Genomic DNA, 22730 nt, shown 5'->3' with positions numbered 1-22730 from the left:
CGCGGGTCGGGCGAGAACGAAAGAGCTGAGCTGATGCTGCGCCTCGGGACACGGGAGTTCGGGCCGGACGAGCAGGTGCTCATGGCCATCGTCAACCGGACACCCGACTCCTTCTACGACCAGGGCGCGACCTTCCGCGACGACGCCGCGCTGGAGCGCGTCGAGCGGGCGGTGGCCGAGGGCGCGGCGATCATCGACATCGGCGGGGTCAAGGCGGGCCCCGGCGCCGAGGTGGACGCGGCCGAGGAGATCCGCCGCACGGCGGGGTTCGTCGCCGAGGTGCGGCGGCGCCACCCGGACGTGGTGATCAGCGTGGACACCTGGCGGCACGAGGTCGCTGAGGCGGTCTGCGCCGCGGGCGCCGACCTGCTGAACGACGCCTGGGGCGGCGTCGACCCGCGCCTGGCCGAGGTCGCGGCGGAGCACGGCGTGGGTCTGGTGTGCACCCACGCGGGCGGCGCACGGCCGCGGACGCGCCCGCACCGGGTGGCCTACGAGGACGTGATGGCGGACATCCTGAAGGTGACCTCTGGCCTGGCCGAGCGGGCGGTCGCGCTCGGCGTGCGCCGCGACGCGGTGCTCATCGACCCGGGGCACGACTTCGGGAAGTCCACCCGGCACTCCCTGGAGGCGACGCGGCGGCTCGACGAGATGACGGCCACCGGGTGGCCGGTGCTCGTGTCGCTGTCCAACAAGGACTTCGTCGGCGAGACGCTCGATCTGCCGGTGCGGGAACGGCTGCTGGGGACGCTGGCCACCACCGCGGTCTCGGCGTGGCTCGGCGCCCGGGTCTACCGGGTGCACGAGGTCGCCGAGACCCGGCAGGTGCTGGACATGGTCGCCGCCATCGCCGGGCGGCGGCCGCCCGCCGTGGCGCGCCGCGGCCTGGCCTGATGGGCGCCCGGATCAGGGCTTGGTGACCAGGGCGATCGCCTCGTCGACGTCGTCGGTGAGGTGGAAGAGGGACATGTCCTTCGGCGAGGCCTTGCCCTGCGCCACGACCGTGTCGCGCAGCCAGGCGGCCAGGCCGCTCCAGTACTCGGTGCCGACCAGCACGATGGGGAAACGCGTCACCTTCTGCGTCTGGACCAGCGTCAGCGCCTCGAACAGCTCGTCCAGCGTGCCGAGCCCGCCCGGCAGCACCAGGAAGCCCTGGGCGTACTTCACGAACATCGTCTTGCGGACGAAGAAGTACCGGAAGTTGACCCCGATGTCGACGTACTCGTTCAGCCCCTGCTCGAAGGGCAGCTCGATGCCCAGGCCGACCGAGACGCCGCCCGCCTCGCTCGCGCCGCGGTTCGCCGCCTCCATCGCGCCGGGGCCGCCGCCGGTGATCACGGCGATGCCCGCCTCGGCGAGGCCGCTCCCGATGCGCCGGCCCAGCTCGTACTCGGGAGAGCCGGGCGCGGTGCGGGCGGAGCCGAAGACGCTGACGGCCGGGCCGAGTTCGGCCAGGGCGCCGAAGCCCTCGACGAACTCCGACTGGATGCGCAGCACCCGCCACGGGTCGCCGTGGACCCAGTCGGAAGGGCCCCTGGTGTCCAGCAGCCGCTGGTCGGCGGTGCCCGCCGTCATCTGCCCCCGCCGGCGCACCACCGGGCCGAGGCGCTGCTCGCGCCGTCCGCCCCGCTCGTCCGGTCCCTGGCTGCCGCTCATGCCGTGCTCCTCATCCGCCGTCCTGTCCGCGTCCACGCCCTTGCCGAACGCGGCCGATCGCCGCGCGCACGCGGCCGTTCACCGCGCGGGCGCGGTCAGCCACGCCCGCAGGCGCTCCTCGCAGTGGAGAATCGCCGCCACCGCCACGCGCTCGTCACGCTTGTGCGCCACGTTCGGATCGCCGGGGCCGTAGTTGACCGCGGGGACGCCGAGCGCGCTGAACCGGGAGACGTCCGTCCAGCCGTACTTGGGCCGCGGCTCGCCGCCGACCGCCTCGATGAAGGCGCGGGCGGCCGGGTGCGACAGGCCGGGCAGGGCCCCGGGCGAGTGGTCCTCGACGGTGAACTCGGCGACGCCGCAGCCCTCGAAGACCTCCAGGACGTGGGCGACGGCCGCCGCCTCGTCACGGTCGGGCGCGTACCGGTAGTTCACCGTGACAACGCACGCGTCGGGGATGACGTTCCCCGCCACCCCGCCCTCGATCCCGACCGCGTTCAGCCCCTCGCGGTATTCGAGGCCGTCGATGACCGGGCGGCGCGGCCGGTAGGCGGCCAGGCGGGCCAGCACGGGCGCGGCGGCGTGGATGGCGTTCTCACCGGTCCAGGAGCGCGCCGAGTGGGCGCGCTGCCCAGGCAGCCGCAGCAGCATCCGCAACGTGCCCTGGCAGCCGCCCTCGACCTGGCCGTCGGACGGTTCGAGCAGGACGGCGAAGTCCCCGGCCAGCCAGTCGGGCCGGTCGGTGGCCAGGTGCCCGAGACCGTTCAGCTCGGCCGCGACCTCCTCGTTGTCGTAGAAGACGAACGTCAGGTCGCGGTTCGGCTCGGGCACGGTGGCCGCGATGCGCAGCTGGACGGCGACGCCCGACTTCATGTCCGAGGTGCCGCAGCCCCACAGCACGCCGTCGGCGTCGAGGCGGGCGGGCACGTTGTCCGCGATCGGCACGGTGTCGATGTGCCCGGCCAGCACGACCCGTTCGCCGTGGCCCGCGTCCGTGCGCGCCACCACGTTGTTGCCGTGGCGGTCGACCCGCAGCCACGGGAGGGTGCGCAGGGCCGCCTCGACGGCGTCGGCCAGCGGCTGCTCCGTGCCGCTCACGGACGGGATGTCCACCAGCTCGGCGGTCAGGGCGGCCGCGTCCCGGCCGAGGTCGAGGGCGGGCGGCGCGGATCGTTCCATGGGGCCACCGTACCCGGGCGGCCGGTGGCCCCCGTGCGGAACCGCTACCCTCGTCCACGTGCCCGAACGGACGACCGGAAAACGCAGCCACCGCGTGATCGGCGGTGCGTGCGCCGCGCTCGTTCTGCTGGGCGTGACGGCGTACGCCGTCACGCAGTCCGGCGAGGACCGGGACCGGCGCGGGCCGCCGCGCTGCTCAGTGGCAGGACCCGACGGTGAACGCGCCTTCACGCTCCGGCCGGAGCAGGCCGCGAGTGCCGCCACGATCGGGGCCGTCGCCTCGGCCCGCGGGCTGCCCGAACGGGCGGTCACCATAGCGATCGCCACCGCCATGCAGGAGTCGAGCCTGCGCAACATCGACTACGGCGACCGGGATTCGCTCGGCCTCTTCCAGCAGCGGCCCTCGATGGGCTGGGGCAGCGAGGCGGAGGTGATGGACCCGGTGTACGCGGCGGGGGCGTTCTACGACCGGCTGGTCGACGTGCCCGGCTACCTGACGCTGCCGCTGACCGTGGCGGCGCAGGAGGTGCAGCGCAGCGCGTTCCCCGACGCGTACGCCCGGCACGAGGAGGAGGCGGCCCTGCTCGCGGGGGCGCTGACCGGGCGGGCCGAGGCGGCGCTGAGCTGCTCGTGGACGGTGGCGGAGCAGCCCGCGGGGCAGCCGCGGGAGGTTCACGAGCGGATGATGCGGGAGTTCGGTGAGGGGGTGCAGCCGATCGGCGAGGGCGCGCGGCTGACCGTTCCGCTGCGGGGCGGGGAGGAGACCAGGCGGGGCTGGGAACTCGCGCACTGGGCGGTGGCCCACTCGGCCGAGCTGGGAATCGAGCGGATCTCCTATGGAAACCGCGTCTGGGAGGCGCGTCGTTCCGGGGACGGCTGGCAGGAGGCCGCGGCGGAAAGCATGGCCGGCGCCCCGGAACTTCGGCTGTCCGTATTCGCGCCGGCCGAGCCGATTCCTTAAATGGCCGGGGGAAGCGTACCGCTGACGTTCCCTCAGACATCAACCTCCAAGCCGATTGCCCGATTTAATCGGACGCAATAATGCGATGCATTGCGAATCCTTTACCCAGGGCTCCCGCAACCTCCCACCGCCCCCGAGCGATAGGCACGGCGTCCGCATCGCTTCCTGAAGGCAAAAGGAGCATCATGTCCCACCCCCTCACGCGCCGCCTGACGAAGGCCGCCCTCCTGCTCGCCGCCGGCACCGCGCCCGTCGTCGGGGCCGCCGGGCAGGCCGCCGCCGCGCCGCTGCCCGGGACGCCGGACCTGACGGGGCTGGTCGCGCCGGACGGCGCCCTGGTGAACGAGACGCTGGACGCCACCACCGGCGAAGTAAGCGGCGCCGTCGAACGGATCGCGGGCCCCACCGTCCGTGAGGTCGTGCCGGTCGTCGTCCCCGTGGTCCACGACGCCGGGCGGCGGACCGCGCAGACCACGGCCGGGCTCGGGCAGAGCCTCGCGTACAAGGCCGCGCAGATCGGCCCCACCCCGAACGAGCTCCAGCGGATGCTGCCCTCGATGGAGAACCCGAGCATGCACCTTCTCTACCTCTGACCAGCCCCGCACCCACGCCCGCGAACGGCCCCGGACGCCCGGGGCCGTTCGTGCGCGCCGCTCAGCGCCGCTCAGCGCCGCTCAGACCGTCAGCCGCCGCACCGCCGCGGCGACCCGCTCGTCGGTGGCGGTGAACGCCACCCGCACGAACCGCTCGCCCGCCGGGCCGTAGAAGTCCCCTGGCGCCACGAGGACGCCCTGCTTGCCGAGGTCGGCCACCGTGTCCCAGCACGGCTCGTCGCGCGTCGCCCACAGGTAGAGCGACGCCTCGCTGTGCTCGATGCGGAACCCGCGGCTCACCAGCGCGTCCCGCAGACCCGCGCGCCGCGCGGCGTACCGTTCGCGCTGCTCCGCCACGTGGGCGTCGTCGCCGAGCGCCGCGGCCATGGCCGCCTGCACCGGCGCGGGCATCATCATCCCGGCGTGCTTGCGGACGGCGAGCAGCTCGCCCAGCACCGCCGGGTCCCCCGCGAGGAAGGCGGCCCGGTACCCGGCCAGGTTGGACCGCTTGGACAGCGAGTGCACGGCGACCAGGCCCTCGGTACTGCCGCCGCACACATCGGGGTGCAGCACGGAGACCGGCTCGGCCTCCCAGCCCAGCTCCAGGTAGCACTCGTCGCTGACGACGAGCACCCCGTGCGCCCTCGCCCACACCACCACCTCCCGCAGCTCGGCGGCGCCGAGCACGCGACCGGTCGGGTTGGAGGGGGAGTTGAGCCACAGCAGCCGCAGACCCGCCGGGTCGAGAGCGGTCGGCGCGCCGTGGTAGGGCACCGGCTCGGCGCCCGCCAGGCGCGCGCCGACCTCGTACGTCGGGTAGGCCGGCTCGGGGAACGCGACCCGGTCGCCCGCGCCCAGGCCCAGCTGCGCCGGGAGGGAGGCGACCAGCTCCTTGGAGCCGATCACGGGCAGCACGTTGCCGTGCCCGAGGCCCGCGGCCCCCGTGCGCCGCTCGCACCAGCCGACGAGGGCGTCCCGCAGCGCCGGGGTCCCCCAGACCGTCGGGTAGCCAGGGCTGTCGGCCGCCGCCGCCAGGGCGCGCCGGACCGACTCGGGCACCGGATCGACGGGGGTGCCGACCGAGAGGTCCACGATCCCGTCCGCGTGGGCCGCGGCGGTCGCCTTGTACGGTTCGAGCCGGTCCCAGGGGAAGACGGGCAGGCGGGCGGACACGGATGACACGGAACGGCTCCCTTCCTCGGCACTACGCACGCCAGATCCTGACCTGTCCCGACCGGTTCTGACCTCCGTGGACGGCACACGGCTCGGAACGTGTCGGTCCCGCGCGGCGGGTGCCGCGCGGGACCGGGTGAGACGCCTGATCAGAACGCTGAAGGCGGCAGGTCACTCGTCGTGGCTCTGCGGGGGCAGCGCGGCGATCAGCGGGTGGTCCCGCTCGATCAGGCCCAGCTTGCTCGCACCGCCGGGTGAGCCCAGGTCGTCGAAGAACTCCACATTGGCCTTGTAGTAGTCCTTCCACTCCTCCGGGGTGTCGTCCTCGTAGAAGATGGCCTCCACCGGGCACACCGGCTCGCAAGCACCGCAGTCCACGCACTCGTCGGGGTGGATGTAGAGGGCGCGCTGCCCCTCGTAGATGCAGTCGACAGGGCACTCCTCGATGCATGCCTTGTCCTTCAGGTCGACACAAGGCTCCGCGATGACGTAGGTCACGCTGTCAGTCCTCCTTGTAGGGGCGGCGGGTCCGCCGTGATGCGCGCGGGAGCGCGGCGTCGTCGATGCTCAGCCCTAGTATCGCCGGTTGAGGCTGTAGGAAGAACAAGAGGGGGCTGGGAAGCCGGTGGAGTTCGCCATGAGGGGCGGTCTTACCGTTCGGGTAGGGCCTTCTGACGTGGGCAAACGCGTTTCGCTCCGCACGCTGACGGAGCCGGGCGACCCCGCGGGACGGTTCACCGACACCGTCGGCGTGCTCACCGCCTGGACGGAGGGTGCGCTGGAGGTCACCCGGCGTGACGGGAGCGCCGTGCGGCTGCGGGAGTCCGCGCTGGTGGCGGGCAAGGTCGTGCCGGATACCCCGGCCAGGCGGCGGGGCCTGCCGGCCGCGGACGTGCCCGAGCTGACCGCGGTCGCGGCCAGGGCCTGGCCGGCCGCCGCGACCGAACGCATCGGCGACTGGCTGGTGCGGGCGGCCGGTGGGTGGACACGGCGCGCGAACTCGGCGTGCGCACTGGGCGACACGCCCCCCGACCTTGCCCGCGTATCCGCCTGGTACGCCGCCCGCGGGCTGCCGCCCGCGTTCCAGCTCGCCACGGGTCAGGAGCTGCTGGCGGCCGATCTCGAACGGCGGGGCTGGGCCGCGTCGGGACACGCGGTAGTGCAGATCGCGGCGCTCGCCCCGCTCGCGGACCGGGAGCCCGTCGAACGGGTGAGGGTCGAGGGGGAGTTGACGGCCGCGTGGCTGAGCGGCTGGCCCCGGGCCGCGGATGCGCCGGGCACGGCGGAACGTGTGCTCGCGGGCGGCCGGACCACCCTGTTCGCGCTGGCACCCGGTGCGGGCGCGCGGCCCGCCGCGGTCGGCCGCTGCGTCGTGGACGGCCGGTGGGCGGGCTTCACCGCGGTGCGCGTGGACCCGGCCCACCGTGGCACGGGCCTGGCCAGGGAGGTCATGGCCGCCCTGGCCCGCGCGGCGCTGGACGCGGGCGCGAGCGCCGCCCACCTTCAGGTGGAGACGGACAACGCGGCGGCCCGCACCCTCTACCGGAGCCTCGGCTTCGCCGACCACCACCACTATCACTACCGTTCACCGGCCGGGGCGGACGGCCGCTGAAGGACCCGCGGCCGGACGCCTCAGCTCGGGTCGAGCTCGATGACGCCCACCCGCTCCGCGGGGTCGGTCTGCAGCAGCGCCTCGCGCAGCGCGCCCACGACGTCCTCCGGGCTGACCGGAGTCTGGCTCCCGTCGCCGCGGGTGACCAGGACGCCGTCGAACGTGGCGCCGTACAGGCCCTCGAGCACCTCCAGGTCGTAGGTGTCCACGAGCCGCCCGTCCACCGCCTCCATGGAGAGGAACTGCGGCAGGGTGCCCTGCGGGCTGAAGGAGATCTCCTGGGTCCCGGCCCGCACGGTCACCAGACCCGACATCGCCGGCTCGGCGAACTCCTCCATCGCGCGCTGTACTTCCGCCTCGTCCACCTCGGGCTCCTGGGTGGTCATCGGCAGCTCGACGGCGGGATTCCTGCCGGTGGCGGCCCGGTCGCGGAACGCGGACTCGACGGCGTCGGCCGCGGCCTGGAGGTCCACGGCGGTGCCCGGCTCGCCGAGCCTGCCGATCGCCTCGCCGTTCTCGAAATCGATGCCGCCCTCCACGGGCCCGCTGCCCTGCCCCTCGGCGAGGTCGTCGAGGGCGACCGTCAGCTTCTCGCGGTCGACGGAGAAGACGGCCTCCGCGGTGCGCTCGGCGCCCAGCAGCGAGCCGTAGACGGCGACCGGGCCGTAGTCCTGGCCCGACGAGGCGCGCACGGTGGCCTCCGTGTCCACGGAGAGCCCGGCGACGCTCGGCTTCAGCTCGGCCTCCTGCTCGCCGATCAGCACCGTCACCGGCTCGTTGTTGGCGGCCTCCAGCTGGGAGTCGAGACGGCTGGTGGCCTCCTGCGCGCTGAGGCCGCCGATGTCGATGCCCAGGACGGTGGTGCCCTTCGGCACGTCCTCGGGGCTCAGGTACAGGCCGGCCCCGTAGGCGACGACGGCCGCGCCGATCGCGGCGACGGCGAGCAGCTTCAGCTTGGAGCGGCCCTTCGGCTTGGGCTTCGCGGCCTTCGGCGGCGGGGCGGCCTCGCCGCCCTCGTCGCCCGAGCCCGCGGGCTCGGGGACGGCGGCCGGGGAACGCGGGCCCGGCGGCGGCACCGCGGGGCCCGGCTCCGGCGCGGCCGGCCGCCCGGCGCCGGGGCCGTCCACCACGGGGAGGGGCCCGGTGCCGGTGAGGTCGGCCGGGGGCGGCGGCGGGAAGGGACCGCCGAGGTCCATGGTGGTGCCGACCGGGTCCTCCTCCTCCGGCAGCGCGGGCGCCTGCGCGCGCGGCGGCGCCTGGTCGGCGGGCGGGGCGGGCGGCAGCGGCATGTCCCCGGTGGCCGGGCCCGCGGTGGGGCCGACCGGCCGCGGCGGCAGGCCGAGGGGCGTGCCGGCGGGCGGGGTGTCGGAGTGCTGTCTGAACCAGGACGCGGGGATGCCGTCGGCCGGGGTCTCGGTCACCGCCGGGTGGCCCCCGGGCGGGGTGTCGGCGGGCGCTTGCGGAGCCGGGCCGCCCTGGGACGCCGGTGGCTTCTTCGGCTCGAACCAGGAGCTGGTCTTCTTGCCTGGGCCGCCGCCGGCCGTGTCCCCGGCCGCCGCGGCGGGCGGCGCGGGCGCGGGTGCGGGTGCGGGCGCGGATGCGTCGCGCCCCGCCGGCTCGTCCACGGTCTCCCGCACCACGATGGGCGGGATGGGCCGCGAGCCCGGGATGTTGATGCGGGCGCGGGTGGTCAGCGTGGTTTCTGTCTTCTTCTCATCCGGCCGCGGGGCTCCCGGGCGGGCTTCGCCCTCTCCGTTGCCCCGCTGGGGTTCACCCCACCCCAGCGGGCCGGGGGGCGGATTGTCAGTTTCACGACTCAAGGCTGGGTCTCCCGGTTGGCGTCCGGCCCGGGACTGGGTCGGAACCGGACGGCTGGCCCCACGATACTGGGGACGGCGGTGTGGTACGGCGCCACCACAGGATTGGCACATACACCGCTACGAACGTGAGTGCGCTTCCGGTACGGCGAACAGCGGGCGTTCCGCGGGGGCGAGAGTGGCGGACACCACGGCGAGCGCCATGCCGCCCAGCAGGAACAGGTAACTGCCCGCCCCCGCCGCGAAGATGAAATCGCCCTGCGGACGCGTGATGGTCAGCAGCAGCACGGCGACGGACCAGCCGCCCGCCGGAACGCCCGCGCCGATCCGCGAACGGGTCACCAGCGCGCCGCCCCAGAACAGGGCCGCCGCGCCGCCGAGCGCGAGCAGCAGCCCCAGCGGGAACCACGCGCCCTGCACCAGCGACCCGGCCAGACCGGCGAGCGCGCCGAGCAGTCCGAGTCCCGCGTATGCGGCCCACTTCATGAGGAACCCTCCACGTGCCCCAGGCCGGCGAAGACGTCCCGCGCGCCCGCGGGCACCGGCTCCCCGGCGGCCAGCCGGTAGTACTCCGTCTCCCACAGCGGCTGCGCAAGACCGTTGGACAGCGCGAACACCCCGCCCGCCACCTCGATCTGCGTGGCGTGCGCCGCCATGGCGGCGGCCTTGGCGGCCACCTGCGCCGCGGTGCCGGTGACCGCGAGCGCCACGTTCCCGTCCTCGGTCACGCCGGGCACGTCGGCCGGGCCCGCCACGCCGGGGAACCGGCCGGGGCCCGCGGCGCGCAGCGCGGCGAACCGGTCCTCGGCCGCGGAGCGCGGCACGCAGGACCACAGGACGCGGGCGATCCGGTGCCGCCCGGCGGCGAGTTCGGCGCCGCGCATCGCGACGCGGTGCGCCTGAATGTGGTCGGGGTGACCGTAACCGCCGTCGGGGTCATAGGTGATGAGCACCTGCGGGCGCACCTCGGCGATGACGTCGGCGAGCGCCGCACCGGCCTCGTCGAGGCCGGCCCGCCAGAAGGCGGCCGGGTGGTCGTTGGTGGCCAGGCCCATCATGCCGGAGTCGCGCCAGCGCCCCCGGCCGCCGAGGAAACGGTGGTCGGTGACGCCGAGGGCGCGCATGGCGGCGGCCAGTTCGTCCGCCCGGTGGGGGCCGAGCGCGTCGTCACGGTCCGCCGTGAGGTGGGCGAGCGGGGCGGGGATGACCTCGCCCTCCTCGCCCAGCGTGCAGGTCACGAGCGTGACCGCGGCACCGGCGGCGACGCAGGCGGCCATGGTCACGCCATTGCAGATCGACTCGTCGTCGGGGTGGGCGTGCACCAGCAGCACGCGCGCCTGGCCGGAACTCATGGCAGCGAGCTTAACGGCCCTGACGCGGGCCCCGGGTCAGAAGCTGATGTCGCTGATCATGTCCGAGAGGCCGGTGGAGAAGTCGTCGATGGCCGGTGCCATGTTGGACCCGGCGAGGTAGAAGCCCAGGAGCACGCAGACGATGGCGTGCAGGACCTTCAGTCCCGACTTCCTGACCAGCAAAACGACAATGATCGTGAAGAGCAGTACCGCGGAGATGGACAGCCCCATCAAGATCACCTCCATGAAGTCGCACCCGGCTTCGGGCAGGCCAACGAGACCTTCCGTGCCTGGAAGTGTCCTTCCACCACGCGTTCTGGATCATAGCGATCAACGCCCCGCTCACGGTTCGGTGCACGGGTGCAGAAGAGGGGCGCACGCCCCCGGCTCACGGTGCTGCCGGGCCCGTCGCCCGCGGTCAGCGGGCGAGGGTGGTGCCCTCCTCGGGGAAGTGGCAGGCGGTGAGGTGCCCCGCCCCGTTCCCCGACAGCCTGACCAGCGGCGGCTCCTCGGCGGCGCACTTGTCCTCGGCCTTCCAGCAGCGCGTGCGGAAACGGCACCCGGAGGGTGGGTCGGTGGGCGAGGGCACGTCCCCCTTGAGGCGAATCCGTTCCCGGGGCGGCGGGGCATCGCCCGGGCCCGCCGCGGCGTCTTCCCCGGTGTCCGCGGCGACTTCGGGGACCGCGGAGAGCAGCGCGTGGGTGTAGGGGTGGCGCGGCCGCTCGTAGATGGACTGCCGGTCGCCCACCTCGACGATCTTGCCGAGGTACATCACGGCGATGCGCTGCGAGAAGTGCCGCACGATCGCGAGGTCGTGGGCGATGAAGAGAAACGCGATGCCCAGATCGCGCTGCACGCGCCGCAGCAGGTTGACGACCTGCGCCTGGATGGAGACGTCGAGGGCGGAGACCGGCTCGTCGGCGATGATCAGCTTCGGTTCGAGCGCCAGCGCGCGGGCCACCCCGATCCGCTGCCGCTGGCCGCCGGAGAACTCGTGCGGGAAGCGGTTGTAGTGCTCGGGGTTGAGGCCGACGGTGCCGAGCAGTTCACGGACCCTGGCCTCCCGGCCGCCGGGCGGGTCGATGCCGTTGATCTCCATGGGGCCGCCGATGATCGTGCCGACGGTCTGTCGCGGGTTGAGCGAGGAGTACGGGTCCTGGAAGATCATCTGGATCTCCGAGCGGACCGGCGCGAGCCGGCGCCTGGAGGCGTGGGTGATGTCGAGGTCCCGGTAGGTGATGGTGCCCGCGCTGGGTTCGAGCAGCCGCGCGAGCAGCCGGCCCGTGGTCGACTTGCCGCACCCCGACTCGCCGACCAGCCCGAAGCTCTCGCCCTCGTGCACGGTCAGGTCGAGACCGTCCACGGCCTTGACGGCGCCGACGGTGCGTTTGATCGGGAAGCCGCCCTTGACCGGGAAGTGCTTGACGAGACCCTCGACGGTCATCAGGGGCACCCGGTCGTCCTTGTCCCACGTGGTGCTGGTCATCGCTGTCCTCAATTCGGCCGGCCCTGGCTGAGCCGGGGCCGGATGCGCTCGACGAAGAAGGTCCGCTTCTGCTCCGCGCTCAGATGGCAGGCCGCGCCGCGCCCCTCGGGCAGCGCGGGCCGGTCGCCCGCGCAGGAGACCGGGTCCGCCACCTCCTCGGGGAAGGCGCACCTGGGGGTGAACGGGCAGCCGGCGGGCGGGTCGAGCAGGCTGGGCGGGCTGCCGGGGATCGGCACCAGCTCCTGGGAGACGTCGCCCGTCAGCCGCGGCATGGCGCCCAGCAGGCCCCAGGTGTAGGGGTGCTGGGGGCGGCGCAGCACGTCGTCGACGCCGCCGCGTTCGACGGCACGGCCCGCGTACATCACCAGCACGTCGTCGGACACCTGGGCGACCACACCGAGGTCGTGGGTGATCATGATGATCGCCGAGCCGAACTCCTGCTGGAGGTCGAGCAGCAGGTCCAGGATCTGCGCCTGGACGGTCACGTCGAGCGCGGTGGTGGGCTCGTCGGCGATCAGCAGGTCCGGGTTGCAGATCAGCGCCATCGCGATCATGGCGCGCTGCCGCATGCCGCCCGAGAACTGGTGCGGGTAGTCGTCCACCCGCCGGTGCGGGTTGGGGATGCCGACCTTGCCCAGCATCTCGATGGCGCGCTCGCGCGCCTCGCGCCGCGTGGCGCCCCGGTGCTTGCGGAACGGCTCGGCGATCTGGCGGCCGATCGTGTAGTAGGGCGAGAGCGCGGTCAGCGGGTCCTGGAAGATCATCGCGACCTTGTTGCCGCGCAGCCGCTCCATGCGGCGTTCCGGCGCGGCCGTCAACTCCTCGCCGTCGAGGTATATCTCGCCGGTGACGGTCGTGTTGTCGGGGTTGTGCAGGCCGAGAACGGTCTGGTTGGCGACCGACTTGCCCGACCCGGATTCGCCGACGATGCCGAGGGTCCTGCCGCGTTCGACGTCGAAGGACAGCCCGTCGACCGCCTTGACGACGCCATCCTCCGTGGCGAAGCGCACCCGCAGGTCGCGCACGGACAGGAACGGGGCGGCTGGTTCCGGGGCGGCTTCTTCTGTGGTGGTCACGTCGGTCCGCTCCTAGCCGAGACGCACGCGCGGGTCGATCAGCGCATAGCAGGCGTCGATGATGATGTTGAACAGAACGATCATGAGCGCGGCGAACAGCATCACGCCCATCAGCATGGGCAGGTTGGACTGCGTGACGGAGTCGACCGCGAGTCTGCCGAGACCGTGCAGCGAGAACGTCACCTCGGTGATCATGGCGCCGCCGAAGAGGGAGCCGAGGTCGATGCCGAAGATGGTGACGATGGGGATGAGCGAACCGCGCCAGGCATAGCGGAAGAAGACCGTGGGCCGGGACATGCCCTTCGCCTTGGCGGTACGGACGTGATCTTCCTGGAGCTGTTCGATCAGGGTGGCGCGCGACATACGGGTGTAGTTGGCGGTGAAGATCGTCGCCAGCACCAGCCAGGGCAGCAGCAGTCCCTTGAACCACTCCCACGGCTCCTCCGTGAAGGCCGAGGCGTCCGAGGGCTGGGGCAGCAGCTCCGTGTTGTACACCAGGACCGCCAGGGCCAGCGGGCCGAGGAAGTAGATCTGCATGGAGCTGAGCACCAGCGAGGTGGAACTGACCGTCTTGTCCAGCAGCGTGCCGCGCCTGGCGGCGGCCAGCATGCCGAGGCCGAGGCCGAGGATCAGGAAGACGACGGCGCCGCCGATGGTCAGGGAGACGGTCGTCGGCAGCCGGTCCATGATGGTGTCCAGCACCGGCCGGTTGTCGCGGAAGGAGAAGCCGAGGCAGGGTGCCGGGCAGTGGCCGGCGGGGAAGTCGCGGCCGGCGAAGATGCCGACCATGTACTCCCAGTACTGCACGGGAATGGCCTTGTCGATGCCCAGATTGTGCTCGACGATGGCGAGCTGCTCCTCGGTGCAGACGCCCTTGCCGCAGGCGAGCAGCGCGGGATTGCGCGGGATCGCGTAGAAGAGGAAGAACGTGACGGCGCTGATGACCAGCAGGATGGCGACGGCGCCGAGCGTTCGCCTCATGAGGAATCGGAGCATCGTAGGTGGCTGCCTTCGGTAGGTGCCGTGCGCCGGCCGGCCCCGGTCGTCCGGGCCGGCCGGCGGGTGGCTAACTCTCGTCCTGGATGACGTAGATGCGGCGCATGTCGACGGTGCCGAAGTCGTCGTTGAACACCGCGCCGCCGATCATCGAGCCGTGCATGATCGTCTGCCGGTAGGCGAATGCGGGCACGGCCGCCACCAGCTCCTCCTGGATGTACGCGTCCAGTTCGACCCAGGCCGCGGCCGCCTCGGCCGCGTCCTCGATGCCGCGGATGCGGTCGATCTCCGCGTTGACGTGCTCGTCGTTCAGGTGGCTGTAGTTGGACGCGCCGTCCTGGATCTGCCGGCCGTCGAACAGCGGCGGGATCACGGTGCCGGCGGACAGCCAGTCGTGGCCCCAGCTGCTGCGGTAGATGTCGTAGCCGCCGTCGACGACGCCAATGGTGTCGTAGTAGGTCTCCGGCGGGACCTCGCTGCGGTTGACCTCGAAGCCGGCCGTCTCCAGGGCGTCGGCGATGGCGACGGCGGCCTGCTGGTCCTCGGCGGCGGTGTGGTGCACGAAGGACAGCTCGAAGCCGACGGCGTCGGCCTCCTCCAGCAGTTCGCGGGCGCGTTCCGCGTCACCCTGCGGGTTGGCGACCTTGCCGAACGGGTCGTAGTCCGGCTGGTAGCCGGGCAGCAGCGGGCTGATCATGCTGGCGGTGTACTGGCCGCCGATGGAGCCGCCGTACGCGTTGAGGATGCCGTTGAGCGGCAGCGCGTAGGCGATGGCCTGCCGGACGCGCTCGTCGGTGACGGTGTCCATGTTGATGGCGAGGCTCCACACGTAGGACTGGTAGCCGTCGACCAGCCGCTCACGGTACTGCGGGTCCTCCATCACGGTCGGGCCGTTGCCAGGGTCGAGCCCGTTGCTGAAGCTGATGCCGTTCCGGTTCTCGCCGTTGTCGGCCATCAGCCGGGCGGTGGAGTCCTCCTGGCTGTGCCCGAAGCTGATCTCGAAGGCGTCCGGGTAGGCGTTCCGCGTCGGGTCGGTCTCGGGGACCCAGTGCTCGTTCCTGGTGAGCGTCATGGAACGGCCGGGGCGGTGCTCCTCGATGCGGTAGGGCCCGGAGGTCATCGGCTCCTGGTCGTACGCCTCCCGCGTGTCGTGCTCCTCGGAGACCACCGCGTAGCCGGCGATCGACAGGGCGTACGGCAGGTCGTTCTGCGGCTGGGCGAAGTGGAAGACGACCGTGCGCTCGTCCGGGGTCTCCAGCACGGAATCGGGCAGGTGGTCGCCGTTGTAGGGGCCCTCGGGCAGCAGTTCGCGGTAGTCGGTGCCGTCCGCGTCGGCCAGCCACTGCTGGATGTAGGTGGGACCCTGGGTGATGAACGGCGCGAACTGCCGCTCGAACGTGTGCCGGATGTCGGCGGAGGTGATGGGCGTCCCGTCGGCGAAGAAGATGTCGTCCTTCAGGGTGTACGTCCACGTCAGGCCGTCCTCCGAGACCTGCCCGGAGTCCGTCGCCAGGTCGCCGACCACGGTGTAGTTGCCGTCGTTGTCCAGCTTCACGGCGGTGAGGCCGCGGTGGACGAGGCGGGCGATGTTCTGCTCGTGCTGGACGTAGATCTGCGCCGGGTCCAGGTGGTCCGGCGGGATGTCCTCGAACACGTTGACCGTGCCGCCAGGCTGGGCGTCGGGCACTTCTTCCGCGGGTCCGGTGGAGGCCGCCTCGTCGCCGAAGGATATGGAGGTCAGTTCCTCGGGGGCGGACCGCTCCTCGCCGTTCTCGCCGTCTTCGGCCCCGCCGCCTCCGCCGCCGCTGCACGCGCCGAGGAGCAGCGCGCCCGCCAGGGCGATCGACACCCCGGCCGTGCGCCCTCTGCGCAAGGTGTGGATGCTCATGGGTTGCTGTGCACCTGCCCGTTCCTGTTGAGGGATGTCATCGGACGGTCTTGGGGTCGAAGGCGTCCCGGACCGAATCCCCCAGGAGGTTGAAGGCGACGATAAAGATCACCATCGAGACCCCGGGGAAGAACATGTAGGTGATGTCGCTGCGGTACACCTCGGCCGCGGTGGCGAACATCCGGCCCCAGTCGGGGGTGGGCTCGGTGAGGCCCACGCCGAGGAAGGACAGCGCGGCGGCGGTGGTGACGAAGTTCGGCAGCATGTAGGTGGCCTGCACCAGCATCGGCGAGACCACGTTGGGCAGCAGCTCCTTGCGGATGATGCGCCACGGGGAGGCGCCGCTCACCTTGGCCGCCTCGACGAACTCGCGTTCGCGCAGGGAGAGGGTGGCGCCGCGCAGGATGCGGCCGAGTGTCATCCACCCGAGCGCCCACAGGACGATGATGACGGAGATCACCTTGACGTGGGTCGGTGTCTCCTGCCGCGGGTCGACGAAGAGGGTGGCGATGATCGGCAGGAACGCGACGAAGAACAGCTGCTGCGGAAAGGCCATCAGCAGGTCGATGAGGCGGCTGATGGCGGTGTCCCACCGGCCGCCGAGGTAGCCGGCGGCGATGCCGAGCACGATCGCGGTGAGCGTGGCGAGAATCGTGACGGCGAGGGCGATGAGGAGGGATGTGCGTATTCCGTAGACCAGCTCCATGAAAACGTCACGTCCGGTGCCGGGTTCGAGCCCGAACCAGAATTCGCCATCGATACCGCCGTTGGGCTTGACGGGATAGCCGTACTCGTTGAGCAGACCGCTCTCCAACTGGCCGTATCTGGTGTACGGGTCCTTTCCGTACAGCCAGGAAATGACCGGCGCGAACAGTCCGACGGCGAAGAAGAACAGCACGACACAGGCGGAGATGACACCAACCCGGTCACGCCGGAAGCGGCGCCACATCAGCCGGCCGGGCGAGCGGCCGACGGCGCCGGCCTCGACGACCGGAACGGCCTCGGCGGCCACGGTTTGGCTGGACATCAAGTCCCCCCGACGGGTGCGGTCCTGCGCATGCGATGCGTGTAGATCGCGACTGTGGCAAGGCACACAGACAGCCGTCAAGGAGTAGCAATGGTATAAACCTATGACGGTCATTTTGGTGAGCGAAGATTATGCAGATCGGCACGAAAACGTGCTTGACCGCGCCATCGGCGATCGGGAATGTGGGGATAAGTGGTGACCCGGCCTGTTAACAAGGCGGCAACACCCCAGACCCTATACCGATATGCGAACGGCCCAGACTGTGGCGGTACGGCCGTGCGGGTGCCGTAGACCGGGGCGGCGCGGCCGGAAGGCAGGCGCCGCCCCGGTGCACATCCGCACTCAGCCGCTGACCAACTGCCCCTTGTCCTCGGCGAAGTGACAGGCGGAGGCGTGCCGCACCGGCCCCGTGGCCGCGGCGAACTCGGCGGGCACGGCGAGCGGCGGGTCCACTTCCGCGCACAGCGCCTGCGCCTTCCAGCAGCGGGTGCGGAAACGGCAGCCGGACGGCGGATCGGCCGGGGACGGCACGTCTCCCACGAGAATGATGCGTTCGCGGCTGCGACTGAGCTCGGGGTCGGGCACGGGAACGGCGGACAGCAGCGCCTGCGTGTACGGATGGGTGGCGTGCTCGTAAATCTCCTGATCGGTGCCCGTTTCGACGATCCGGCCCAGATACATGACCGCGACCCGGTCGGAGATATGCCGCACGATGGACAGATCGTGCGCAATGAACATGTACGCCAGGCCGAACTCCTGCTGAAGACGTTCCATCAGGTTGATCACCTGCGCCTGGACGGACACGTCGAGCGCGGAGACCGGCTCGTCGGCCACGATGATCTCCGGGTTGAGGGCGAGTCCGCGCGCGATCCCGATGCGCTGCCGCTGCCCGCCGGAGAACTGGTGGGGATACCGGTTCACGTACTCCGGATTGAGCCCGACCACATCGAGCAGTTCCTGCACCTTGCGCCGCCTGTCCTTCTTCGGCGCGGCCTCCGGATGGATGTCGAACGGCTCCCCCACGATGTCCCCGACCGTCATCCGTGGATTCAGCGAGGTGTACGGGTCCTGGAACACCATCTGGATATTCCGCCGCACCGCCTTCAGCGCCCGCCCGGAAAGCCGTGAAATGTCCTCGCCCTTGTACAGGATGCTGCCCACGGTCGGCCGCTCCAGATTCATCAGCAGTCTGGCCACGGTGGACTTCCCGCAGCCGGACTCGCCCACGATCCCCAGCGTCTCGCCCGGCCGCAGGTCGAACGACACCCCGTCGACCGCCTGCACCGCGCCGATCCCGCGCCGGATCAGGATGCCGCGCGTGAGCGGGAAGTGCTTGACCAGCCCGCGGACTTCGAGGATCGGCTCCGGCGACTTCTGCGCCACGTCACTCACCGATCGTCTCCTTCCAGAAGTGGCACGCGCTCGACCGGCCTTCGCCGACCTCGTACAGCGGCGGGCGCGGATCGTGCCGGCAGACCTCGCGCACCTGGGGGCAGCGCGGGTGGAACGGGCAGCCGGCGGGGATGTGCAGCAGGTTCGGCGGCAGGCCCTTGATGGCCAGCAGTTCTCCCCCCTTGTGGTCGAGCCGCGGAATCGACTCCAGCAGGCCCTTGGTGTAGGGGTGCGCGGGCCGCTTGTACACGTCGTGCACCGGGGCGTGTTCCACGATGCGCCCCGCGTACATGACCGCGATCTTGTCGGCCACGTCGGCGACGACCCCGAGGTCGTGCGTGATGAGGATGAGGCCCATCCGGTACTCGCGCTGCAACTCCGCCAGCAGGTCCATCACCTGTGCCTGCACGGTCACGTCCAGCGCCGTCGTCGGCTCGTCCGCGATCACCAGCTCGGGTTCGAGGGCGAGCGCCATCGCGATCATGATGCGCTGCCGCATGCCGCCGGAGAACTGGTGCGGGTAGTCGTTCACCCGCTCCCTGGCCGCCGGAATCCGCACCCGGTCCATCAGCTCGACGGCCCTGGCCTTCGCCTCCTTGCGGGAGGCGTCCCGGTGCACCCGGAACATCTCCCCCAGCTGGTAGCCCACCGACAGCACCGGGTTCAGCGAGGACAGCGCGTCCTGGAAGATCATCGCCATCCGCTCGCCGCGAATGCGCCGCCGTTCCTCCCGGCCGAGGGTGAGCAGGTCACGGCCCCGGAACAGGACGCGGCCGTGGGTGATGCGGCCCGGCGGCGTGTCGAGAATGCCCATGACGGCCTGCGCGGTCACCGACTTGCCGGAGCCCGACTCGCCCAGCACGGCCAGCGTCTCACCCTCGTCCACGGAGAAGCCGGCCCCGTTGACCGCGTTGACCACTCCGTCGCGCGTGCGGAAGTCCACGTGCAGGTCCTGGACGTCGAGCAGCATCGCAACTCCTGTCGGTTCGGCTTCACATCAGCGGAGCTTGGGGTCCAGGGCGTCGCGGACGGCGTCGCCGAGCATGATGAAGGCCAGCACGGTGAGGCTCAGCGCGGCGGCCGGGTACAGCAGGATGTGCGGGGCGTTGCGGAACTGCATGCCGTCGGAGGCGGCGGAGATGTCGACGCCCCAGGAGACGGTCGGCGGGCGCAGCCCCACCCCCAGATAGCTGAGCGTCGCCTCCAGGGCGATGAACGTGCCGAGCATGATGGTCGCCATCACGATCACCGGCGCGACCGCGTTCGGCAGGATGTGCCGCAGCAGCATCCGGGCATTGCTCGCGCCCAGCGCCCGCGCGGCCTGCACGTAGTCGTTCTGCTTGGCGGTGATGACCGAACCGCGGGAGATGCGCGCGATCTGCGGCCAGCTCAGCGCGGCGATCACCAGCACCACCGGCCAGATGCCGGTGAGGGTGATCATGCTGAGGAAGACGATGGCGCCGAGCACCAGCGGGATGCCGAAGAAGACGTCGGTCAGGCGGGAGAGCAGCGTGTCCCAGAAACCGCCGATGAACCCGGCGAGGCCGCCGACCACCGCGCCGAGCACGGCGACGCCGAGGGTCGCGCACAGGCCGACGGTGATGGAGGCGCGCGCCCCGTACACGGTGCGCGTGTAGACGTCGCAGCCCTGGGTGTCGAAGCCGAACCAGTGCCCGGCGGACGGGCCTTCGAGGGAACGGCCGAGCTCGCAGCGCTGCGGATCGCGGGAGGCGATGAGCCCCGGCCACAGCGAGATCACCACGAGGAAGAGGATCAGCAGCGCGGACACGATGAACACCGGATTGCGGCGCAGGTCGTGCCAGGCGTCGGTCATAAGACTGCGGGCGGCCGTGGTCTCGGGCGCGGTGGCGGTCCCGGCGGTCAGCCCCTTGGCGGCGGCCACCTCCTGGGCGCCGAACGGGGTCTTGTCGGACTGGTGGTCAGGCATAGCGAATCCTCGGGTCGAGCACGGCGTAGAGGAGGTCGACGAGCAGGTTCGCCAGCAGGAAGATCAGCACCAGGACGACCACGAAGCCGACGACGGTCGGCGAGTTCTGCCGCAGAATGCCCTGGTAGAGCTGGTAGCCGACGCCCTGGATGTTGAAGATGCGCTCGGTCACGATGGCGCCGGCCATCAGGGTGCCGATGTCCGCGCCGAGGTAGGTGACCACGGGGATCAGCGAGTTGCGCAGCAGGTGGCGGACCGTCACCCGGCGGCGCGGCAGCCCCTTGGCGATGGCGGTGCGGATGTAGTCGGCGCGGGTGTTCTCGGCGACGGAGGTCCTGGTGAGCCTGGTGACGTAGGCGAGCGAGACCAGCGCGAGGATGAGGCCGGGCACGATCAGCTCGTCCAGCCGGGCGTCCGGGCTGACCGCCGGGTCGATCCAGCCGGCCTCGACGCCGAGGAAGAACTGCCCGGTGGTGCCGAGCACGAAGGTGGGGACCGCGATGACGACCAGGGTCAGGATCAGCACCGTGGTGTCGAGGGAACGGCCGCGGCGCAGCCCCGTGACGACGCCGAGCACGATGCCGAGGACGATCTCGAAGGTGAGGGCGACCAGCGCGAGCCGGAAGCTGATCGGGAACGCCCGTTCCATCAGCTCGGTGACCGGCTGCCCGTTGAACGCGGTGCCGAAGTCGCCGGAGAAGATCTTGCCCATGTACAGCAGGTACTGCTGCCACAGCGGGTGGTCCAGGTTGAACTCCTCGCGCAGCGCCTTGGCGGTGGCCGGGTCGGGGCCGCGGTCGCCGAACAGCGCGGACACCGGGTCGCCGAGGGCGTAGACCATGACGAAGATGAGGAAGGTCGCCCCGATGAAGACCGGGATCATCTGGAGCAGGCGTCGGATGACGTAGCGCCCCATGGGGATTAGCTCACCTTGATCTCGGTGAAGACCGGGACGGAGAACGGGTTGAGTTTGACGTTCTCAAGGCGTTCCGAGTGCCCCGCGGTCCCGTTCTGGTACCACAGCGGGATCGCCGGCAGATCCTCCACCAGCACCCGTTCCGCCTCCCGGAAGGTGTTGACGGCCTCGGCCTCGTCGGCTTCGGAGTTGGCCTCGTCGACCAGGCGGTCGAACTCCTCGCTGCGGTAGACGGAGTCGTTGGACGAGGCGTCCGTGTAGTAGAGCGGCTGGAGGAAGTTCTGGATCAGCGGGTAGTCCATCTGCCAGCCCGTGCGGAACATACCGGTCATCTCACGGCCGGTGACCTGGTTGCGGAAGTCGGCGAAGGTCGGGACGGGGTTGACCGTGCAGGCGCCGGTGTCGTCCAGCGCGTTGTTGATGCTGTTGCAGACCGCGTCCATCCACTGCCGGTGGGAGCCGGTGTCCACGTTGGAGGTGAGGGTGATCCGCCCGTCCGGCAGCCCGCCCGCCTCCTCGATCAGCTGCTTGGCGCGGTCCGGGTCGTAGGTGCAGACCTCGCCGCACAGCCCCTCCTCGTAGCCGCCGGCGTCGCCGAGCACGGGGGAGGTGAAGTCGCTCGCCGGGGTGCGGGTGTCGTGGAAGATACGCGAGGTGATCTCCTCGCGGTTGATCGCCATGGAGAGCCCGCGGCGCAGCGCGGCGCCGTCCTCGCCCTCCCAGGCCTCCTCGTAGAGCGGGAAGGAGACGGTCTGGATGATGCCGGCCGGCTGGTTGATGTAGCGGTCGCCGAGATCGTTCTGCGCGTTCTGGAGCTGAGAGGCGGGCACGTCGTCGATCAGGTCGAGGTTGCCGGCCTGGAGGTCGGTGTAGGCGGTGTTGTTGTCGGTGTAGACGCGCAGTTCCACGCCGTCGTTCTGCGCCGCGTCCTCGCCCTTGAAGCCCTCGTACCGCACCAGGGTCATGCTCTGGCTGCGCTGGTAGGACTCGATCTCGTAGGGGCCGTTGCCGATGGGCTTGGCCAGCCACGCGTCGTGGTCGTCGAAGAACGCCCGCGGCAGCGGCGCGTAGGCGGCGTAGCCGAGCGTTTCCGGCCACAGGGAGAACGGTTCGCTGAGGCGGACGGTGAAGGTGTGGTCGTCGACGACGCGCAGGCCGCTGAGGGTGTCCGCGGTGGCCTCGGCGTCCTCCTCGGCCGGGTGCACCTCGTCGTAGCCGTCGATGAACTGGAAGAAGTAGCTGGCGACCTGCGCGTTCTCGATGTGGGCGCCGTAGTTCCAGGCGTCCACGTAGGAGGCGGCGGTCACGGGCGTGCCGTCGCTGAACGTCCAGCCGTCCTCGATGGTGACGGTGAAGTTCTGCTGGTCGTCGGTCTCGATCGACTCCGCCATCTCGTCCTTCGCCTCGCCCGTCTCCGGGTCGTAGCGCTTCAGGCCGCGGAAGATCATGTCGAGGACCTTGCCGCCCTGCACCTCGTTGGTGTTCGCGGGCTCCAGCGGATGCTGCGGATCGCCCCAGGAGGCACGGATCATCCCCCCGCCGCCCCCGCCCCCCGAGTCGTCCCCGCCGCCGCACGCCGTGGCCGCCGCGACGATGACCGTCAGGCCGGCGACGGCGCTGGTCAGGCGGATGCTTCGGCGCATGGGTGCCTCCTCGGGCCG

Annotated in this window: 22 protein-coding genes; 4 read left to right on the top strand and 18 right to left on the bottom strand. The window is 71.5% G+C overall.

Annotation, left to right across the window (positions count from 1 at the left end; all coding sequences use genetic code 11):
* The first annotated feature begins 33 nt into the window (after window positions 1–33).
* Window positions 34–894 carry a dihydropteroate synthase gene (gene folP, locus RM779_RS11235; RefSeq protein ID WP_311617540.1) on the top strand — a complete coding sequence of 287 codons (861 nt, stop codon included), beginning with the start codon at window positions 34–36 and terminating at the stop codon, window positions 892–894.
* A gap of 12 nt (window positions 895–906) precedes the next feature.
* Here the strand turns inward: folP and RM779_RS11230 are convergent, their stop codons facing one another.
* Both RM779_RS11230 and dapE read right to left on the bottom strand, forming a co-directional pair.
* Window positions 907–1656, bottom strand: a complete 750-nt coding sequence (locus tag RM779_RS11230; RefSeq protein ID WP_311617539.1) for an LOG family protein — start codon at window positions 1654–1656, stop codon at window positions 907–909.
* A 78-nt stretch (window positions 1657–1734) separates the two neighbouring features.
* The gene (gene dapE / locus RM779_RS11225) at window positions 1735–2832 is read right to left on the bottom strand and encodes a succinyl-diaminopimelate desuccinylase (RefSeq protein ID WP_311617538.1); all 1098 of its coding nucleotides are present in this window, start codon (window positions 2830–2832) and stop codon (window positions 1735–1737) included.
* On the opposite strand from dapE, the gene RM779_RS11220 reads away from it, so the two are divergent.
* Together RM779_RS11220 and RM779_RS11215 are read left to right on the top strand one after the other, a co-directional pair.
* Entirely contained in the window at window positions 2831–3793 is a 963-nt protein-coding gene (locus tag RM779_RS11220) for a hypothetical protein (protein ID WP_449657297.1), read from the top strand. The two genes, dapE and RM779_RS11220, sit on opposite strands and share 2 nt — an antisense overlap.
* A 185-nt stretch (window positions 3794–3978) precedes the next feature.
* On the top strand, window positions 3979–4386 hold the full coding sequence (locus RM779_RS11215; RefSeq protein WP_311617536.1) for an ATP-binding protein: 408 nt from the start codon (window positions 3979–3981) through the stop codon (window positions 4384–4386).
* A gap of 81 nt (window positions 4387–4467) precedes the next feature.
* On the opposite strand, the gene dapC is transcribed toward RM779_RS11215, so the two are convergent.
* Window positions 4468–5568 (bottom strand): succinyldiaminopimelate transaminase, encoded by a 1101-nt coding sequence (gene dapC, locus RM779_RS11210; RefSeq protein ID WP_311617535.1) that lies wholly within the window; start codon window positions 5566–5568, stop codon window positions 4468–4470.
* Window positions 5569–5730: 162 nt separating this feature from the next.
* On the bottom strand, window positions 5731–6057 hold the full coding sequence (gene fdxA, locus RM779_RS11205) for a ferredoxin (protein ID WP_077059169.1): 327 nt from the start codon (window positions 6055–6057) through the stop codon (window positions 5731–5733).
* Window positions 6058–6184: 127 nt separating this feature from the next.
* Between fdxA and RM779_RS11200 the strand changes: the two genes are divergently transcribed.
* Window positions 6185–7171 carry a GNAT family N-acetyltransferase gene (locus RM779_RS11200; RefSeq protein WP_449657296.1) on the top strand — a complete coding sequence of 329 codons (987 nt, stop codon included), beginning with the start codon at window positions 6185–6187 and terminating at the stop codon, window positions 7169–7171.
* A gap of 20 nt (window positions 7172–7191) precedes the next feature.
* Here RM779_RS11200 and RM779_RS11195 read toward each other — a convergent pair whose 3' ends face one another.
* The 14 genes from RM779_RS11195 to RM779_RS11130 all read right to left on the bottom strand — a co-directional run bounded on the left by RM779_RS11195 (window position 7192) and on the right by RM779_RS11130 (window position 22712).
* Window positions 7192–8991: a hypothetical protein gene (locus RM779_RS11195; protein WP_311617533.1), complete on the bottom strand. Its 1800-nt coding sequence runs from the start codon at window positions 8989–8991 to the stop codon at window positions 7192–7194.
* A 117-nt stretch (window positions 8992–9108) separates the two neighbouring features.
* The gene (locus RM779_RS11190) at window positions 9109–9474 is read right to left on the bottom strand and encodes a DUF6113 family protein (RefSeq protein ID WP_311617532.1); all 366 of its coding nucleotides are present in this window, start codon (window positions 9472–9474) and stop codon (window positions 9109–9111) included.
* Window positions 9471–10340, bottom strand: a complete 870-nt coding sequence (mshB, locus tag RM779_RS11185; protein ID WP_311617531.1) for an N-acetyl-1-D-myo-inositol-2-amino-2-deoxy-alpha-D-glucopyranoside deacetylase — start codon at window positions 10338–10340, stop codon at window positions 9471–9473. The genes RM779_RS11190 and mshB overlap by 4 nt, the downstream gene beginning before the upstream one ends.
* Window positions 10341–10376: 36 nt before the next feature.
* A complete protein-coding gene (locus RM779_RS11180) occupies window positions 10377–10571 on the bottom strand; it encodes a hypothetical protein (RefSeq protein WP_311617686.1) in 195 nt (64 codons plus the stop codon).
* 187 nt (window positions 10572–10758) lie between these two features.
* On the bottom strand, window positions 10759–11826 hold the full coding sequence (locus RM779_RS11175) for an ABC transporter ATP-binding protein (protein WP_311617530.1): 1068 nt from the start codon (window positions 11824–11826) through the stop codon (window positions 10759–10761).
* Window positions 11827–11834: 8 nt separating this feature from the next.
* Entirely contained in the window at window positions 11835–12902 is a 1068-nt protein-coding gene (locus tag RM779_RS11170) for an ABC transporter ATP-binding protein (RefSeq protein WP_311617529.1), read from the bottom strand.
* Window positions 12903–12914: 12 nt separating this feature from the next.
* The gene (locus RM779_RS11165) at window positions 12915–13898 is read right to left on the bottom strand and encodes an ABC transporter permease (protein WP_311617528.1); all 984 of its coding nucleotides are present in this window, start codon (window positions 13896–13898) and stop codon (window positions 12915–12917) included.
* Between the two features lie 70 nt (window positions 13899–13968).
* The gene (locus RM779_RS11160) at window positions 13969–15786 is read right to left on the bottom strand and encodes an ABC transporter substrate-binding protein (protein WP_311617527.1); all 1818 of its coding nucleotides are present in this window, start codon (window positions 15784–15786) and stop codon (window positions 13969–13971) included.
* 37 nt (window positions 15787–15823) lie between these two features.
* Window positions 15824–16735, bottom strand: a complete 912-nt coding sequence (locus RM779_RS11155; RefSeq protein ID WP_394813280.1) for an ABC transporter permease — start codon at window positions 16733–16735, stop codon at window positions 15824–15826.
* 420 nt (window positions 16736–17155) lie between these two features.
* Window positions 17156–18205, bottom strand: a complete 1050-nt coding sequence (locus RM779_RS11150) for an ABC transporter ATP-binding protein (RefSeq protein WP_311617525.1) — start codon at window positions 18203–18205, stop codon at window positions 17156–17158.
* The gene (locus RM779_RS11145) at window positions 18198–19175 is read right to left on the bottom strand and encodes an ABC transporter ATP-binding protein (RefSeq protein ID WP_311617524.1); all 978 of its coding nucleotides are present in this window, start codon (window positions 19173–19175) and stop codon (window positions 18198–18200) included. Before RM779_RS11145 ends, RM779_RS11150 begins: the two co-directional genes overlap by 8 nt.
* A gap of 27 nt (window positions 19176–19202) precedes the next feature.
* On the bottom strand, window positions 19203–20153 hold the full coding sequence (locus RM779_RS11140; protein WP_311617523.1) for an ABC transporter permease: 951 nt from the start codon (window positions 20151–20153) through the stop codon (window positions 19203–19205).
* Entirely contained in the window at window positions 20146–21069 is a 924-nt protein-coding gene (locus tag RM779_RS11135; protein ID WP_077059179.1) for an ABC transporter permease, read from the bottom strand. The genes RM779_RS11140 and RM779_RS11135 overlap by 8 nt, the downstream gene beginning before the upstream one ends.
* Window positions 21070–21074: 5 nt before the next feature.
* Entirely contained in the window at window positions 21075–22712 is a 1638-nt protein-coding gene (locus tag RM779_RS11130) for a peptide ABC transporter substrate-binding protein (RefSeq protein ID WP_311617522.1), read from the bottom strand.
* Window positions 22713–22730 lie beyond the last annotated feature (18 nt).

Origin of the sequence: Streptomyces johnsoniae (assembly GCF_031845565.1) — a bacterium.
In the GTDB taxonomy this organism is placed as follows: Bacteria; Actinomycetota; Actinomycetes; order Streptomycetales; family Streptomycetaceae; genus Streptomyces; species Streptomyces johnsoniae.
The sequence above is the reverse complement of the archived record's forward strand: the minus strand, read 5'-3'. Positions and strand labels throughout refer to the sequence as shown.

Excerpts from the sequence above, each read along its gene's own strand:
- RM779_RS11135 (WP_077059179.1), bottom strand. The coding sequence starts at position 21,069 with ATGGGGCGCTACGTCATCCGACGCCTGCTCCAGATGATCCCGGTCTTC.
- RM779_RS11155 (WP_394813280.1), bottom strand. The coding sequence starts at position 16,735 with ATGTGGCGCCGCTTCCGGCGTGACCGGGTTGGTGTCATCTCCGCCTGT.
- RM779_RS11140 (WP_311617523.1), bottom strand. The coding sequence starts at position 20,153 with ATGCCTGACCACCAGTCCGACAAGACCCCGTTCGGCGCCCAGGAGGTG.
- dapE (WP_311617538.1), bottom strand. The coding sequence starts at position 2,832 with ATGGAACGATCCGCGCCGCCCGCCCTCGACCTCGGCCGGGACGCGGCC.
- RM779_RS11180 (WP_311617686.1), bottom strand. The coding sequence starts at position 10,571 with ATGGGGCTGTCCATCTCCGCGGTACTGCTCTTCACGATCATTGTCGTT.
- RM779_RS11165 (WP_311617528.1), bottom strand. The coding sequence starts at position 13,898 with ATGCTCCGATTCCTCATGAGGCGAACGCTCGGCGCCGTCGCCATCCTG.
- mshB (WP_311617531.1), bottom strand. The coding sequence starts at position 10,340 with ATGAGTTCCGGCCAGGCGCGCGTGCTGCTGGTGCACGCCCACCCCGAC.
- RM779_RS11145 (WP_311617524.1), bottom strand. The coding sequence starts at position 19,175 with ATGCTGCTCGACGTCCAGGACCTGCACGTGGACTTCCGCACGCGCGAC.
- RM779_RS11190 (WP_311617532.1), bottom strand. The coding sequence starts at position 9,474 with ATGAAGTGGGCCGCATACGCGGGACTCGGACTGCTCGGCGCGCTCGCC.
- RM779_RS11230 (WP_311617539.1), bottom strand. The coding sequence starts at position 1,656 with ATGAGCGGCAGCCAGGGACCGGACGAGCGGGGCGGACGGCGCGAGCAG.
- RM779_RS11130 (WP_311617522.1), bottom strand. The coding sequence starts at position 22,712 with ATGCGCCGAAGCATCCGCCTGACCAGCGCCGTCGCCGGCCTGACGGTC.
- RM779_RS11175 (WP_311617530.1), bottom strand. The coding sequence starts at position 11,826 with ATGACCAGCACCACGTGGGACAAGGACGACCGGGTGCCCCTGATGACC.
- RM779_RS11220 (WP_449657297.1), top strand. The coding sequence starts at position 2,831 with ATGGGGCCACCGTACCCGGGCGGCCGGTGGCCCCCGTGCGGAACCGCT.
- RM779_RS11160 (WP_311617527.1), bottom strand. The coding sequence starts at position 15,786 with ATGAGCATCCACACCTTGCGCAGAGGGCGCACGGCCGGGGTGTCGATC.
- folP (WP_311617540.1), top strand. The coding sequence starts at position 34 with ATGCTGCGCCTCGGGACACGGGAGTTCGGGCCGGACGAGCAGGTGCTC.
- RM779_RS11215 (WP_311617536.1), top strand. The coding sequence starts at position 3,979 with ATGTCCCACCCCCTCACGCGCCGCCTGACGAAGGCCGCCCTCCTGCTC.